Source organism: Arthrobacter sp. I3 (assembly GCF_000520575.1).
Taxonomy (GTDB): domain Bacteria; phylum Actinomycetota; class Actinomycetes; order Actinomycetales; family Micrococcaceae; genus Arthrobacter; species Arthrobacter humicola_A.
The window spans coordinates 93248-107962 of the sequence record NZ_KI914902.1; the positions used below are offsets into that span (position 1 = coordinate 93248).

Annotated in this window: 13 protein-coding genes; 7 read left to right on the plus strand and 6 right to left on the minus strand. The window is 66.8% G+C overall.

Annotation, left to right across the window (positions count from 1 at the left end):
• Window positions 1-645 (plus strand): DnaJ C-terminal domain-containing protein (locus Y706_RS23355; RefSeq protein WP_043434458.1); only part of this gene is annotated, 645 nt, incomplete at its 5' end.
• Window positions 646-660: 15 nt separating this feature from the next.
• The gene (locus Y706_RS0103160) at window positions 661-1083 is read left to right on the plus strand and encodes a heat shock protein transcriptional repressor HspR (protein ID WP_028275425.1); all 423 of its coding nucleotides are present in this window, start codon (window positions 661-663) and stop codon (window positions 1081-1083) included.
• 87 nt (window positions 1084-1170) lie between these two features.
• Here Y706_RS0103160 and Y706_RS0103165 read toward each other — a convergent pair whose 3' ends face one another.
• The 3 genes from Y706_RS0103165 to Y706_RS0103175 all read right to left on the minus strand — a co-directional run bounded on the left by Y706_RS0103165 (window position 1171) and on the right by Y706_RS0103175 (window position 4765).
• Window positions 1171-2496, minus strand: coding sequence for an MFS transporter (locus Y706_RS0103165; RefSeq protein WP_028275426.1), 1326 nt, complete (start codon window positions 2494-2496; stop codon window positions 1171-1173).
• Between the two features lie 88 nt (window positions 2497-2584).
• Window positions 2585-3325: a FadR/GntR family transcriptional regulator gene (locus Y706_RS0103170; RefSeq protein WP_028275427.1), complete on the minus strand. Its 741-nt coding sequence runs from the start codon at window positions 3323-3325 to the stop codon at window positions 2585-2587.
• 81 nt (window positions 3326-3406) lie between these two features.
• Entirely contained in the window at window positions 3407-4765 is a 1359-nt protein-coding gene (locus tag Y706_RS0103175; protein WP_028275428.1) for an NAD(P)H-dependent oxidoreductase, read from the minus strand.
• A gap of 412 nt (window positions 4766-5177) precedes the next feature.
• Here Y706_RS0103175 and Y706_RS0103180 point away from each other — a divergent pair, with 412 nt between their 5' ends.
• Together Y706_RS0103180 and Y706_RS0103185 are read left to right on the plus strand one after the other, a co-directional pair.
• A complete protein-coding gene (locus Y706_RS0103180; RefSeq protein WP_028275429.1) occupies window positions 5178-5576 on the plus strand; it encodes a hypothetical protein in 399 nt (132 codons plus the stop codon).
• A gap of 91 nt (window positions 5577-5667) precedes the next feature.
• Window positions 5668-7830, plus strand: a complete 2163-nt coding sequence (locus Y706_RS0103185) for an elongation factor G-like protein EF-G2 (protein WP_028275430.1) — start codon at window positions 5668-5670, stop codon at window positions 7828-7830.
• A gap of 59 nt (window positions 7831-7889) precedes the next feature.
• Here Y706_RS0103185 and Y706_RS0103190 read toward each other — a convergent pair whose 3' ends face one another.
• Both Y706_RS0103190 and Y706_RS0103195 read right to left on the minus strand, forming a co-directional pair.
• The gene (locus Y706_RS0103190) at window positions 7890-8480 is read right to left on the minus strand and encodes a TetR/AcrR family transcriptional regulator (protein WP_028275431.1); all 591 of its coding nucleotides are present in this window, start codon (window positions 8478-8480) and stop codon (window positions 7890-7892) included.
• Between the two features lie 110 nt (window positions 8481-8590).
• Window positions 8591-11995 carry a DEAD/DEAH box helicase gene (locus Y706_RS0103195; protein WP_028275432.1) on the minus strand — a complete coding sequence of 1135 codons (3405 nt, stop codon included), beginning with the start codon at window positions 11993-11995 and terminating at the stop codon, window positions 8591-8593.
• Window positions 11996-12191: 196 nt separating this feature from the next.
• Between Y706_RS0103195 and Y706_RS0103200 the strand changes: the two genes are divergently transcribed.
• A complete protein-coding gene (locus Y706_RS0103200) occupies window positions 12192-13136 on the plus strand; it encodes a DMP19 family protein (RefSeq protein WP_028275433.1) in 945 nt (314 codons plus the stop codon).
• 165 nt (window positions 13137-13301) lie between these two features.
• Here Y706_RS0103200 and Y706_RS0103205 read toward each other — a convergent pair whose 3' ends face one another.
• A complete protein-coding gene (locus Y706_RS0103205; RefSeq protein ID WP_028275434.1) occupies window positions 13302-13835 on the minus strand; it encodes a COG4315 family predicted lipoprotein in 534 nt (177 codons plus the stop codon).
• Between the two features lie 185 nt (window positions 13836-14020).
• Here Y706_RS0103205 and Y706_RS0103210 point away from each other — a divergent pair, with 185 nt between their 5' ends.
• Window positions 14021-14530 carry a sigma-70 family RNA polymerase sigma factor gene (locus Y706_RS0103210; RefSeq protein WP_026538160.1) on the plus strand — a complete coding sequence of 170 codons (510 nt, stop codon included), beginning with the start codon at window positions 14021-14023 and terminating at the stop codon, window positions 14528-14530.
• Window positions 14527-14715, plus strand: a 189-nt coding sequence (locus Y706_RS27725; RefSeq protein WP_043434462.1) for an anti-sigma factor family protein, incomplete at its 3' end; no start/stop codon positions are given. The genes Y706_RS0103210 and Y706_RS27725, both read left to right, overlap by 4 nt.

Below are 14715 nucleotides of genomic sequence, written 5' to 3' on the forward strand. Positions count from 1 at the left end.
GGCGGCTACAGCACGGCCGGCGGCATCCCGCCCGAGTTCGCAGATCTCTTCGGCGGCGGCGGATTCGGCGGCGGGGGCCAGTCCTTCCAGCGGGCTCCGCAGAAGGGCTCGGACCGCACCGCGTCGACCTCGATCTCATTCGGCGGGTCCATCCGCGGCACCACGATCGGTCTGCGTGAACCGGACGGCGAGGTCATCGACGTCCGCATCCCGGCCGGCATCAAGGACGGACAAAAGGTCCGCGTCCGCGGCAAGGGGCAGTACGCCCCCGCCGGGAACGGCGACCTCATGGTCACCGTCTCGGTTAAGCCGCACGAGTTCTATGTCCGCGACGGCGACAACCTCCGGATCCACGTCCCGGTCTCCTTCCCGGAGGCGGCCCTGGGCGCCGACATCGAGGTTCCGACGATCGACGGCGACACGGTCAAGGTCAGGGTTCCGGCAGGGACGCCTTCGGGCAGGACCCTGCGTGTCAAGGGCCGCGGCGTCAAGCACGCCAAAGCCACCGGCGATCTGCTGGTGACGATCGACGTCGCTGTTCCGCGGAAGCTGAACAAGGAAGCGGAGGAGGCCGTGAAGGCCTTCGCCACGGCCACCGCCAATGAGGACGTCCGCGCGGGCCTGACAGCCAAGGCCCGGCTCTAGGAACGGGATCCAGCCATGGCCATCGACTTCGACCAGCCGATCTTCGTCATCTCCGTTGCCGCGGAACTGGCGGACATGCACCCGCAGACGCTGCGCCAGTACGACCGGCTGGGCATCGTTTCGCCCAGCCGTGCCCCGGGCAAGTCGCGGCGTTACTCGCAGCGGGATGTGAACATGCTCCGCGAGGTCCAGCGGCTCTCCCAGGAGGGGGTCTCGCTCGAGGGCATCAAGCGGATCCTGCAGCTGGAGAACCAGGTGGCCGCCCTGCAGCGCCGGGTCGGCGAACTGACTGAGGAGCTGGGCCGGCGCCGCCAAGGGGCCGATTCGCGGATCTTCGCCGCAGGAACTGCCGGCGACGTCGTCAGCCTGGCCCGCGGCAAGCGTCCGCAGGCGCGGTCGCAGGCGCTGGTGGTGTGGCGGCCGAGGGGCATGGGCTAGGACTCATCGGCCAGGACACACAGCTGTGCCCGGGACCAGTGGTCCCGGGCACAGCTGTTGTTGCCTCCGGCGGGGGGCTGCCGTGGCCTACTTGCTGGCGGCGATGAGCTGGTCGACGGCGGCGCGTTCGCGGTTTCCCCAGGTTTCCCTGGTGAGCAGGGCGGCGATGAGCCCGATGGCTCCGCAGGCCATGTAGACGATTGCCACGCCGCTCCAGCCCCAGGCCGCGGCCGTGGCTGCTGCGATGAGGGGGATGAAGCCGGAGATTGCGGCCGAGAACTGGTATCCGATGGATGCCCCGGAAGTCCGGGTGTTGGCGGGGAACAGCTCGGAGAACCAGGCGCCCTGGGCGCCGGCGAGCATGTCGTGCAGGATCGGCAACCCGATGATATATACGAGGATCACCATGAACGGGACGCCCGTGTTGACCATGAGGAACATCGGGAAGCCGAAGAGGATGATGCCTGCAGTGCCGACGATGTAGAGACTGCGGCGTCCGATCCTGTCCGTGAGCCGGCCCCAAAGGATTGTGGTCACCACGCCCAATGCTGCGGCGAGCACCAGGCCCGTCAGGCCGGTCTGGCGGTCGACCAGCTTGTTGGCGACGATGTAGGAGAGCAAGTACGTGACGATCACGTAGAAGCCGCCGGATTCTGCCAGCCGAAGGCCGATGACCCGCAGAATGGTGCGCCAGTCATTCTTGATGACGGTCAGGAGCGGATTCTTGACGAGTTCGCCCTTGGCTTTCGTTTCCTCGAACTCGGGGGATTCGCTGACCTTCAGTCGGATGATGATGCCGGCAATTATCAGGACGGAACTGGCGAGGAACGGCACGCGCCAGGACCATTCGTTGTTCCAGCCGGTGGTGGCAAGGAAGACGAGGTTGGCCAGCAACAGACCAAGCGGGACACCGGCCTGCGGAATGCCGGTGTAGCGGCCGCGCTGGCGCCATGGAGCGTGCTCGAAAGTCATCATGATGGCGCCGCCCCATTCGGCGCCGAAGGCCAGGCCCTGGATGATGCGGATCGCGACGAGCAGGATCGGTGCCAGGACGCCCACCTGCTGGTAGGTGGGCAGGACGCCGATCAGGAAGGTCGCGGCACCCATGACCAGCAACGCGCCGACAAGGACCGGTTTGCGGCCGTATTTGTCACCGAGGAAGCCGCCGATCAGCCCGCCCAGCGGCCGCATGGCAAAGCCTACGGCGAGGGTGGCGAACGCCAGCAGGGTGGCGGCGACGGGGTCCTGGCCCGGAAAGAATGCGGTGCCGAAATAGAGCGCGGCGGCCGTGCCGTAGGCGAGGAAGTCGTAGTTTTCGATCGTCGTGCCGACGGCACTTCCGATCGCGACCTTGAGCTTGTCCGGTGAACCGTGTTCAGCCTGGCGGGTCTGTGTTTGCGTGAGCGTGCTCATCAGCGTCCCTATCTCTTTCGATATGGGAGGGGATTTTCCCCTGTCCCGGGTGCCGAGGGCCTGCACCGGGCGACGCCGTCAGCGGGCGTCAGCGCGGGTGGTTCGGTGCCTCGACGTTTCCAATGTTGTAAAAGCTGCGGATGTGATCCCCCACAGCGCGCCTGGACTCATTCGCGTCCCGCTGCCGGATGGCATCGAGGATGTGGCGGTGTTCGCTGCGAACGACTGTTGCGGTTTTCTTCCAGTCCTCCAGCCGCGCATAGGCCTCGATCATCTGGCGGTTGATTGCCGTCCGAAGCGAGCCCATCAAGTGGGAGGAAAGTGTGTTGCCTGTTGATTCGGCGATCCGGACGTGGAATGCGGCGTCCAGTCGGTTGAACTCTGCGGTTGAAATGTCGGGGTTATCCATCGCATCCAGGATCAGTTCCAGTTCGTGGTGGTCCTGTTCGCTGGCCCGCACCGCGGCTTCCTCGCAGCACCAGGTTTCCAGCGCGATCCGGGTTTCAAGAACCTCTTTCTGGTCGAATTGACCCAGTGCGAGCTGGAGCTTGAGCAGGTTGACGAATCCGGATCCCGGTTCGCCGACCAGCACTGCCCCGCCTTCTGCCCCGCCGCCGGGACGGATATCCACGATGCCCAGGGCCTCCAGGACTCTGAGTGATTCCCGGAGCGACGGCCGGGAAACTCCCAGAAGTGCCGAGAGATCCCGTTCGCTGGGCAGTTTGTCCCCTGCCTTCAGCCTGCCGTCCAGGATCCTGTCCTCGATCTGGGACATCACCTGTTCGTAGGTCCGGACCCTCTGGACCGGTTCCCATGCTTCTGCGCTCATGTTCGACCACCTCGTTGATTTCCCTGCCGCCGGCCAACCGCCGGCGGCATTTCCATCGTAGTCTCGGCCTGACGGTCTGACCTATGCGTGGGTGAGCATCTCGGTCCGGAATTCCGTCTCCAGCTGCCGCCTGATCTGGACGGCCAAGAGGGTTTCGTCGGCGTCGACGTCGTCCCAGGAGACGGTGCCGTCCTTGGGGACGTCGCGCTTGAGTTTCATGCCGTGCGCGAGGCCCAGCGGCAGGGCGTTGCGCTCCAGCGAGATCCGGGCCGGGGCCAGCTTGCCGAACGCGGTGTACCCGCCTTCGCCGTCCAGGATTTCGCCTGCCTTGAGGTCCTTCTTTGCCGTCGTCATCACGTCGCCGCGGAAGCCGGTGGGCGAGCCGGTGGCTTCCCCGCGCAGCACGGCCGAGGCGATACTGACGCCCAGCTCGAGCCCGATCATGTGGTACGGCCGGTACAGCGACCCGTACCGCCCGGTGGGGTCGGTCTTGACGCCGTATTCGGCGAAGCACTGCACTGCGTAGTCGGTCTTGGCCTCGAAGGTGACATAGACGCCCCAGCGCAGGTCGCGCTCCACCTCGGTGCCGTCCCGGTTCAGGCTGGAGGCGATCTCCACGGTGCCGCGCCGGGTCAGGATCCCGCCAACGGATTTCTCGCGGTACACGTTCGGCAGGTCATCAACGCCGGCCGGAGGGAAGAAGAGCCCTTCGTCCTGAGGGGTGAGGCCCGTGCCGTTGGCCACTGCCGCCATTTCGATCGCCGACTTGGTGCCGTCCAGGAAGGAGTTGAACATCTTGGGGTTGAAGTCACCGGACGCAAGCTGTTCGTCACTGAAGCCGTAGTAGTTCCACACGGTGTCCGGGGTGGAGTAGTTGTACTCCGGGAGGTACTTGGTGCCCTTGCCGGCGGCGACAATGTCGAATCCGACCGTGCGGCACCAGTCGACCATTTCGCAGATCAGGGCGGGCTGGTCGCCGTAGGCCATGGAGTAGACCACGCCCGCGGCTTCGGCGCGGCGCTGGAGGATCGGGCCCACCATGCAGTCGGCCTCGACGTTGACCATGATGATGTGTTTGCCGTTGTCGATGCTTTGCACGGCATGGGCGGTGCCGACGATCGGGTTTCCGGTCACCTCGAGGATGACCTCAACTTCCGGGAGCCTGATGAGGTCCGCGGAGCTTTCCGTGACGAAGGTGGTGCCGTTGCGGAGGGCTTCGGCGAAATTCCTGGCGGCGTAGCGCTCTGCCGGCCAGCCCGTGCGCTGGAGTGCGCCCCTGGCCTTGGGGACGTCGATGTCGGCGACGCCGACAACGTGGATCCCCTCGGTGTTCAGTGCCTGCGTCAGGAACATTGAGGCGAACTTTCCGGCGCCAATGACGCCGACCCTGATGGGCCCCTGCGTGGCGGTTCGCTTCTGCATAAGCGAGTAGAGATTCATGTGGCTACTTCCTCGTAGTATCGCGGGGAGTCATTCGGTCTGTTGGTCAGACCATCTGGTGTTGTAACCATGACACGAGCACGGGGAATGTGTCAACCATCACGTTTTTCGGTTACGTCGCAATGCCGGGGCAAGTAGCGGCAGGAGCGAACTGAGTACACCGGAACGCAATCAGGTATCCGACCATCCGATAGTCGGGTACCTCATTTGCGTGACTTCATGCCCATTCCGCGCGTTGAATTGGAGTGTCATAAAAGGCTGGCATGACACGCCTGCAGCTCCTACGGGAAGCCCGGGCACGGAGCCAGCGCAGGAGCAGCGTAGACGCCGGGGGGCATCGCATGCATGATTCAACCGAGTTTGATCCGTCCACTGCCGATTCTTCACGGCCAGGTGCTTTGACGGGCACGCCGTGAGTCCGGGGCTCCAGGCGGCCGTCCTGTTTGCCGGCTCCCTGCCGGGGCACATCCTGATGTCCCTGGGGCAGGCCCTGGTGGTCGTCTGCCTGTGCTTCGACTTCGTCCGCGCGGTCTCCGTGCCGCGATCCCGCAGCCGGTACGTCGCCAACACGTGGTTCCGGACACTTGCACTGCCTTCCATCCTGGTCATGGCGTTCAGCGTGCTCCTCGATGCCGCCTCCGGCTCTTGGCCCGAGGTCGCCGCCGGAGTGTTCATCATGGTCGCCGTGATCTTCCGGTGGCACCATGGCAGCGACGAGGACAGCTGGTGGAAGGGCAAAGGCAACGCCCTGGGCCGTTGGCTCCGGAACCGGGCAGCCTCCGGGTCCCTGGTTGCTCCGGCCACGGCCTGAAAAAGACCTTGCTGTCCGGGCGTCCCAGGGTGTCCAATCCTTAACACAAGGCCCTGCAGGGCACGAGTGGATGCGACGCCGGGAGGTTCTCATGCCGTCGAAAGGCGCCAAGACGCCGTCAAGGGGACCGGTCCGGGGTACGTCTGACCTCCGGCGGGCAGACGCCAACGGCGTCGCGCCGCCGGAACAGCCGGACAAGGTCCGCAATGTGGCACTCGTGGGGCATTCCGGTTCCGGAAAAACGATGCTCACCGAGGCACTGCTTGCCGCCACCGGAGCCATCACCCGCAAGGGCTCGATCGCCGAGGGCACTACGGTGAGCGACTCGGATCCTTCCGCCATCGCGCAGCAGCGCTCCGTGGCGCTAGCGGTGGTGCCGGTGATGGTGGGGGACATCAAGGTCAACCTGCTGGACACTCCGGGCTATACGGATTTCATCGGCGAGCTGAGGGCAGGGCTCCGGGCGGCGGATGCGGTGCTGTTCGTCGTCTCGGCCACCGACGATGTCGACGCAGCGACCACGGCGTTGTGGAGCGAGTGCCAGCGGCTCGGGATGCCGCGGGCCGTGGTCATCAGCCGCCTGGACCATCCGCGCGCGGACTTCGACGCCGCCATCGCCCGCTGCCGCCTGGCATTCGGCGACTCCATCCTTCCGCTCTACCTGCCGGTCCCCGCCGACGGTCCCGTCACCGGGCTGCTGGGACTGCTGACCGGCGCGGTCTCCGACTACAGTGATGCGGAACCGGCGCCGGCCACCCGGGCCGCGACAGGCGTCGAACTCGCCGCCGCGGAGTCCGCACGGGGCGCCCTGATCGAAGGGATCATTGCCGAGAGCGAAGACGAGACGCTCATGGACCGCTACCTCGGAGGCGAGGAAATCGCCCCCGACGTCCTGATCACCGATCTTGAGACGGCCGTGGCCCGCGGGTCCTTCCATCCGGTGCTGCCGGCCTCGGCGGAGTCCGGACTCGGCCTGGCGGAACTGCTCGAAGTCCTGGTGCGTGCGTTTCCGACGCCGGCGGAGCGCGGCGTCCCCGCAGCGACCGGCCTCGACGGGGTGCCCGCCGGCGCGCTCGGCTGCGCCTCCGACGGCCCGCTGCTCGGTGAAGTGGTCCGTACGACGATCGACCCGTTCCTTGGCCGCGTCTGCCTGGTGCGCGTCTTCTCCGGCGTGGTGCGGGAGGACGCCGCCATCCATGTGGGCGGCCGCGGAATGGCCGACCGCGGCCACGAGGACCACGACAGCGACGAGCGGGTCACCCACCTGTACTCGCCGCTGGGATCAGGACTGCGGCCAGTGCCGTTCTGCGTCGCGGGGGATATCTGCGCGCTGACCAAGCTGGGCACCGCCGAGACCGGCGACACAATTTCGGCCAAGGAACTGCCGCTGCTGGTGGCCGCCTGGGACATGCCGGACCCGCTCATGCCGGTCGCCATCGAAGCCGCCACGCACGGCGACGAGGACGCCCTGGCCAGGAACCTGGGGAAGGTCACGGCCGGGGACCCGACGCTGCGGGTGGAACGCAACTCCGAAACCCACCAGCTGATCCTGTGGTGCATGGGCGAGGCGCACGCCGACGTCGTCCTGGGCAGGCTGCGGGACCAGGGCGTGAACCTGCAGAGCGTCCCGGTCATCACGCCGCTGCGGGAGACGTTTGCCGCGCCGGCCGCCGGACACGGGCGCTACGTCAAACAATCCGGCGGCCACGGCCAGTACGCGGTGTGCGACATCGAGGTGGAACCACTCGACCGCGGCGGCGGGTTCGAGTTTGTCGACAAGACCGTTGGCGGCGTGATTCCCGGGCCGTTCATCACCTCGGTGGAAAAGGGCGTGCGGGCCCAGATGCAGAAAGGCGTCTCGGCCGGGTTCCCGGTAGTGGATATCAAGGTAACGCTGATCGGCGGCAAGACGCACAGCGTGGATTCCTCCGATGCTGCCTTCCAGGCGGCCGGGGCGCTGGCTCTCCGGGAGGCGGCCGGGACAACCCGCATCCAGTTCCTGGAACCGGTCTCGTCTGTGACCATCAGCGTTTCGGAGGACCATGTGGGCGCCGTGATGAGCGACTTGTCCTCCCGCCGGGCACGCCTGACCGGAACCACGTCCGCCGGCGCCGACGGCACCGAGATCAGCGCCGAGGTGCCGGACCAGGAACTGTTGCGGTACGCGGTGGAGTTGCGGGCCCTGACCGCCGGCAGCGGCCGGTTCCGGCGCAGCTACCTGCGGCACGAACCCGTGCCGCAGGCGCTGCGCTGATGGCCGCGGAAGCAGAGGCGCCTGGGCGCCGCGCAGGTCTGGCCGGTGGTTGGCGATACCTAGCAGCCGAGCAGGGCCAGGAACCCTTCCAGCTGTTCGTTCAGGCCGGGTTCCACCCGGCCATCGGGGGCGAGTGCCGCCGAGATTTGCGCGCCGAGGAGGAAGTTGAGCAGCTGTCCAACCAAGGTGGCGTCGTCGACGGCGGTGCTGATGGTTCCGGCCTCCCGCGCCTCGGAAAGGTACTTCAGCATCTCCGCAAACCACTGCTCCATGGATGCCCGGTGGATCAGGGCCTTGTCGGGATCGTTGATGGCCTTCTGCCAGAACGGGATGACAACCCGGGCTTCGTTGATCCGCTCCTCATCCAGGGGCAGAACCTCGACGCAAAACGCCCTGAGCGCCGGGAGCCCGGATTGTCCGGCCGTGACCTCCGCAATGCGCTCGTTCGTGCGGTTGAAGACGTGCCGGAAGGCGAATGTCAGCAGGTCATCCTTCGTGGGGAAGTATGGCTTGAGGGCGCCGTTTGCGAAGCCGGCCTCGAGCGCAATTTCCCGCATGGTGGCACTTTCGATGCCAAGTCGGGCGATGATCCGCCATGTGGCGTCGACGAGTTCAAGCCGCCGCTGGTCGTGGTCGACAATCTTTGGCACCGGACAGCTCCCCAAAATATCTTGCGTCGGACTCTTCTGGCACATCTTACGGTCCGCATTCTCTACAACTATAGAAAAGAATGTCCCGACCCGTCAGGGTCCGTTCCGCGTCAGTCGTTGAACAGCCCCGCCAGGTCCTCCGCCGTCAGGGCGCCGCCGGTGAGCGCGTCGCCTTCCATGACGTCGGCGAAGAGCTGCGACTTTTTCGCCTTGAGCGCCATGACCTTCTCCTCGATCGTGTCCTTGGCGACCAGCCGGTAGACCATGACGTTCCGGGCCTGGCCGATCCGGTGGGTCCGGTCCACGGCCTGGGCCTCCGATGCCGGGTTCCACCACGGGTCCAGCAGGAACACGTAGTCGGCCTCGGTGAGGTTCAGGCCGAAGCCGCCGGCCTTAAGGCTGATGAGGAACACCGGCGCGGCGCCGTTCTTGAACTCGTTCACGACGTCGGTGCGGTTGCGTGTACCGCCGTCGAGGTAGCAGAACTCGATGTTCTCCTCGACCAGGCGCTCCCGGACCTTGCCCAGGAAACCGGTGAACTGGCTGAAGATCAGGGCCCGGTGCCCTTCGGCCACCAGGTCCGCGAGCTGCTCGAACAGGACATCGAGCTTGCTGGAGCGCACCCCGGACAGGGAGGGATCGATCAGCGAGGGATCCAGGCTCAGCTGCCGGAGCAGGGTCAGCGACTGGAAGATGGTGAACCGGTTCTTGTTGACGTCCTCAATCAGGCCCAGGATCTTTTGGCGCTCCCGCTGCAGGTGCGTCTGGTAGACCTTCTGGTGCCGCGGGTTCAGCACGACTTCCAGGATCTGCTCCTGCTTGGGCGGCAGGTCACTGATGACCTGTTCCTTGGTGCGCCGCATCATGAGCGGCCGGACGCGCCGCCGGAGCTTGTCCAGCTGCCCCTTGTCGCCGTTCTTCTCCACCGGCTTCTGGTAATACTCGGCGAACCGTTTGGGGCTGGAAAAGAGCCCGGGGGCCACGATCGAGGTCAGTGCCCAGAACTCCATCAGGTTGTTCTCCAGCGGCGTGCCGGTGATGGCGAGTTTGAAGGCGGCGGGCAGTTTTCGGGCGCACTGGTAGGCCTTGGACTGGTGGTTCTTGACGAACTGCGCCTCGTCCAGGACCAGCCCGGCCCACGTCTGGGAGGCGTAGGCCTCGTAGTCGATCCGGAACAGGGCGTAGGAGGTGACGATGATGTCCGCGCCGGCCATCGCCTCGGCCGGGTGCGAGCCGCTCTTGGCGAAGGTTTCGCCGATGGCGCGCACGTTGAGCCCGGGCGCGAACCGTGCCGTTTCCGCCTCCCAGTTGCCCACCACGGAAGTGGGGGCGACGACAAGGAACGGGGCGGTCCCGGACCCGGTCCCGGCTTCATCGCCTGCGGCGGCGTCTTTTGCGGCGCAGATCAGTGCGAGGGCCTGGACGGTCTTGCCCAGGCCCATGTCGTCGGCCAGCACGCCGCCGAGGCCGTGGCGGTACAGGAAGCTCAGCCAGTTGAAGCCCTCCAGCTGGTATGGGCGAAGCTCGGCGTTCAGTGACCCGGGCAGGGGAAGGCCCTTGATGCCGCCTTCAAGGAGGCCGCCTACGGACTCGCGCCACGCCGCGGCCTGTTCATCCACGATGCCCAGGTGTGCGAGCTCGTCCCACAGCCCGGCCTGGAAGCGGCTGATCTGCAGCGGGGCGTCCTTGTCGCCGGGGTTGTCCTGCAGGGAGCGGGCCTCGTCGATCAGGGCCCGCAGCTGGTGCAGCTCCGGCAGGTCCAGCGAGAAGTACGCCCCGCTCGGGAGCAGCATGCGGGTCTGGCCGGCGGCGAGGGCGGAAAACAGTGCCGCGAAGGAAACCGGCTGGCCCTCCAGGGTGATGACGATGCCCAGATCGAACCAGTCGCGGCTGTCCGTCGCCTTTGTAGAGATCGCCACCACCGGGGCTTCTTCGGCTTCGCGGTAGTCCGCAATCTCGCCGGAGGTATCCACGGAGACGTCGGGGAGGTCGCGGAGCCGGGGGAGCACGTCCTCGGTGAAGGCGAGGGTGTCCAGTCCGGCCAGCTCTGCCGTGGCCGCCAGGCGCGGCGTGCCCCAGCCGCCGGTCGCGGATTCGCCCAAGGCCGGCACGACGTCCCAGGGCTGCCCGACCGCCTCGAGGATGCGGGCCTCGGCCGGGTCGTCCCGGTAGCCGTGATCGCCCGGGTGCCGCCACAGCGGCTGTGCCGTGACGAGGTTTCCGGACGTGTAGTGCCATTCCCAATGCAGCCGGACCCGGTGGTCGGCCCCGTAATTGGCCAGCAGGGACAGGGTGGGGACGGCGAGCGTGGGCAGTTCCACCGACTCGTCGGAGGCGGTAACCCGGGCGGTTTGCTTGAGCTTGGGGTAAAACCCCGTTAGGAAGCGGCTTTCGTCCCGTGCGGGGATGTGCAGGGTTGTCCCGCCCGTGACGAAGGTCAGCAGTTCCTCGCTGAGACCGCTTTCCAGCGGGGCGAGGGTGATGACGGGGTCCGCGGGGGCGGTACCGGGCAGGGCGCCGCCGTCGGACGCCAGGAAGATTCCGTGCGCCGGGCGGCCGATGGTCCCGACCGACGCCGGATCCACCACCTCACCTTGGACCGTGATGGTCGGCGCGAGCTCGAGACCGCCGTCGTCCCCGCCGGTGCCGATGCGCGCCAGGTTCAGCCCGACAGCGGCAGGCTGTTCGACCAGCCGCACCGGCTCCGTGCCGCGGCTGTGCACCAGGGCGACGCCGATTTTCTGGGCCTGGGACAGCAGGCTCCACAGGTTCTTGCCGGCGTAGGTGTTCAGCCCCAGCCACAGTCCGGTGCCGGAGTGCTGCCGGTTTGCCACAGCGGTGTGCGAGGCGAGGAATTCCTGCATCCACTCGACGTGCGCCTCGTTGCATTCGCGCCGGTAGTTCAGGTAGCTCAGCGTGCTCCAGGAGACGTCGCCGCGGATCCACTTGCCCTTGGCGCCCATGATGACGGGGCGTGCCTTGAGCTGGCGGACGCTGCGGAGCGGGTCGCGGCGGCCCGTGTAGGAAAAGTGCGGGGCGGGTTCCTCGACGTCGAACTGGAGCGCCAGCGGGGTGCCGTTGGCGGACGGCGTGATCCCCGGGTGGGCGATCAGGGGGCTAAGGGCCTGCTCCCAGTCGGCCATTTCCGGTGGCGCGCTTTGGCGGGACAGCCGCGTGCCCTCGGCGGGGGCCAGCAGCTGCATCCTGGTGGCGGGGTTGTCTTCGGCAGCGAACAGCAGGGCCGCCACGTGCTTGCAGTCCTTGCGGACAGGGCAGCTGCAGACGCCCACCGTGCAGCTCCAGCCGCCTGCCTTCCGGACCAGCTTCGCCGTCGTGGAATAGGGCACGTCGGAACCGCCCCGCACCTTGCCCAGCAGCAGGCCTGTGGCGGCGTCGAAGGAGATCCCGGAAACGCGGCTCCCCATGGCGTAAGCGAGCCCGGCCGCGAGGGAGCGGTCGTTGATCGCGGGAGTCTGTATTGCCAGTGCCGCACTCTCGTCCGGATGGGATGGCATGTGCGCGCTACTTTCGGCAGGTAATCATCTGATCCATCTTACCGAGCCTTCGCAGGCCCCGGAACTTCGCCGCCGCCCGCGCAAGCGCCGCCTAAACTTCGCCTGACGTTCAACCGGGGCTCGGCCGCCCGCCGTGACGACGGACCTACCGTGGAGAGGTCCGGAGTATCAGCAGCGCCAGCAGTAAGGATTCCGCATGACCCACAGTGAGCCCACCATCCAGTCCGCCCACAGCTACCCCACCGTGCTGACTACCGAAAGCCTCAAAGGCGGAAATGAGGACGTTGTCGACGCGAACGTCAACGTGGTCAACGCCATGTTCGAGGAGTTGCTGGACACGGAAGAGATCTCCCCGGCCGCGCTGCGCGGTTACTACGTGGACTTCTACCTGACGCAGGCGCTGGCTGGCGGCTTCGCACAGTACGTGTTCACCGCGCCCGAACGCGAGGAAGTCGACCCCTACGTCCGGGAAGGCCTGGAGGCCATGGGTGCCGCCGCGCACCTGGACCTCTTCAACCGCACGGTAGCCGCCTTCGGCGCCCTGACCGACACCGACGTCGACAGCTACCTCGACGGCGGCAGCGGCTGGGCCGCCGGAAGCGCAGAGGAAGACGAACCCGGCGACGGGGTCTCCGACGCTGTTCGGCGAATCGAAGAACTGGACGGGGAATTCGAGTCGATCCTCGCAACGGAGGACATCGCCGCATTGAATGCCGCGTGGCTGCGCGGCCAGGAGGACTTGCTGGTCCTTTCCGACGACGACCTGGACGCCCACATTGCCGGGCGGGTGGCCCGGCTTTCCGACCTCGCGGAGCGCCAGGCGGCAGCCGCCGAGGAAGCGCTCCTGGACGCGCCGGAGTTCGAGCAGATCATCCGCGAGCTGTGCGGCCTCGCGGGCCACAGCCTGGTGCGGATCACCATGGGCGATCCGAATTATGAGCACAACGGGGAGACCACCCTGGCCTGGCACTTCACCACGGAGCAGGGCGAATTCCTCATGCTGGAGGACGACGACGAGGCCTTCATGCTCAATCCGCGGACCCAGGAAATCCTCGCGGCTGTGGAGTTCGAAGAGGCTGTTGAGTTCGCAGCGGCTGTTGACTTCGAAGGGTCGGCAGAGTTCGAAAAGGCACGCCCGTAGGCGGCCTTCCCCGACAGTTTTCCGGTACGGCCGGCGTCTGCCCCCAAATGCAGGCGCCGGCCGTGCCGTGCTGAGCAACCCGTGCCGACGAACTCTCTCCCGGCCGTGCCCGGCTTAGTTTTCCTGACCGGCGGACCGGGCCCGGCGGATCCGCGGTCGGTGAGCCTACCCGGCCGGCGGTGCCGTGATCATTTCCCCGGAGGGTGACACGAGGAACCAGACCCCGCCGACGCCCTGGCCGTTGATGTCCCCCGCGGCCTGGTCCTTGGAGTAGTAGTAGATCGGCATCCCGTTGATGGTCACCTGCATCTTTCCGTCAGCCGTGGGAATGGTTCCGACCTTGCCGGTGACGCCGTTGACTGTGGGAGTCGCCGTCGTCGACGTGACAGCGGGCCACGACGTCAGGCACGCGCCAGTGCAGACGCTGTTCCCGGAATCCTTCGTGTTCTTGGTGAAGAAATAGACGCTCAGTCCCTGCTCGGCCACCACGATCTGGCCCGCCTTGGAGTCGGCCACCGAGAGTACCGCGGCGGACATGGACGACGGCGCGGAACTGGCCGGCGCGCTCGTGGCGGTCTCTGTGGGGGCGGAGGTGGCCGGTGCTGCCGACGTCGGCGTCGTGGTCGTTCCGCCGCCGCAGCCGGACAGGAGGGCGGCCAGAGCGAACGCGGACAAGCCAATGCTGAGATGCTTCTTCATTTGCTGCTCCTAGACTCGAGCCAGCCCAACTCGGAGGCCGGCGCTACGAGATACGACGCCATGGAGAGCGGAATGGTTCATGGCGGAACCGACATGTTCGTGTCGGGCTGTCCTGGGGCACACTGAACTATTGGGCCTGCCCGTACGTCGTAGAGGGCAGAACACGAATTCCCTGGAGGTGCGCAATGCCGCTGGACGAAGACGTCGTGGCTGCGATTTACCGCGACCACGGAACGGCCCTGAAACGCTTCGTCCTCAGCGTCTCCCGGGATCCCCAGCTCGCCGACGACGTCGTCCAGGAGACGGTGCTGCGGGTCTGGCAGCAGGCGCCGCAGATCACGGGCAGCCTGCGCAGCTACCTGTTCCGGACGGCCCGCAACATCATGATCGACAATTACCGCAAAGCCCAAAGGCGGCCGCAGGAAGCTGGCGACCGCGATGTCCAGGCCCTCCCGGAAGGCGGCGTCGGCGCGGGGCGCATTGACGAGCTGCTCAACAAGGTGCTGATGGAAGAGGCGTTGCTGCGGCTCAGCGCGGAACACCGCGAAGTCCTTGTTGCGCTCCACTACCGCCGCTACACAGTCCAGGAGGCATCCGCCCAATTGAAGATCCCCAGCGGCACGGTGAAGTCCCGGGCGTTCTACGCCGTCCGGGCCCTACGGACGATCCTCGACGAGATGGGGGTGCAGCAGTGAACGGGACCGAGTTGCATCACTTCCTCGGCGCGTACCTGCTCGGCGGGCTGGAGCCGGCCGAAGCCGCGGCCTTCGAGCAGCATCTTGCGGTGTGCGCCCACTGCCGCCAGGAGCTGGACGAACTTGCCAGCCTCCCCGCGCTGCTGGACGCGATCCCGGTGTCCGACGCCGTCGCGCTCACCGCC

Coding starts and splice junctions, on each gene's coding strand:
- Y706_RS0103210 (WP_026538160.1), top strand. CDS start 14,021: ATGCCGCTGGACGAAGACGTCGTGGCTGCGATTTACCGCGACCACGGA.
- Y706_RS0103205 (WP_028275434.1), bottom strand. CDS start 13,835: ATGAAGAAGCATCTCAGCATTGGCTTGTCCGCGTTCGCTCTGGCCGCC.
- Y706_RS0103200 (WP_028275433.1), top strand. CDS start 12,192: ATGACCCACAGTGAGCCCACCATCCAGTCCGCCCACAGCTACCCCACC.
- Y706_RS0103175 (WP_028275428.1), bottom strand. CDS start 4,765: ATGAATCTCTACTCGCTTATGCAGAAGCGAACCGCCACGCAGGGGCCC.
- Y706_RS0103170 (WP_028275427.1), bottom strand. CDS start 3,325: ATGAGCGCAGAAGCATGGGAACCGGTCCAGAGGGTCCGGACCTACGAA.
- Y706_RS0103195 (WP_028275432.1), bottom strand. CDS start 11,995: ATGCCATCCCATCCGGACGAGAGTGCGGCACTGGCAATACAGACTCCC.
- Y706_RS0103185 (WP_028275430.1), top strand. CDS start 5,668: ATGCCGTCGAAAGGCGCCAAGACGCCGTCAAGGGGACCGGTCCGGGGT.
- Y706_RS0103165 (WP_028275426.1), bottom strand. CDS start 2,496: ATGAGCACGCTCACGCAAACACAGACCCGCCAGGCTGAACACGGTTCA.
- Y706_RS0103160 (WP_028275425.1), top strand. CDS start 661: ATGGCCATCGACTTCGACCAGCCGATCTTCGTCATCTCCGTTGCCGCG.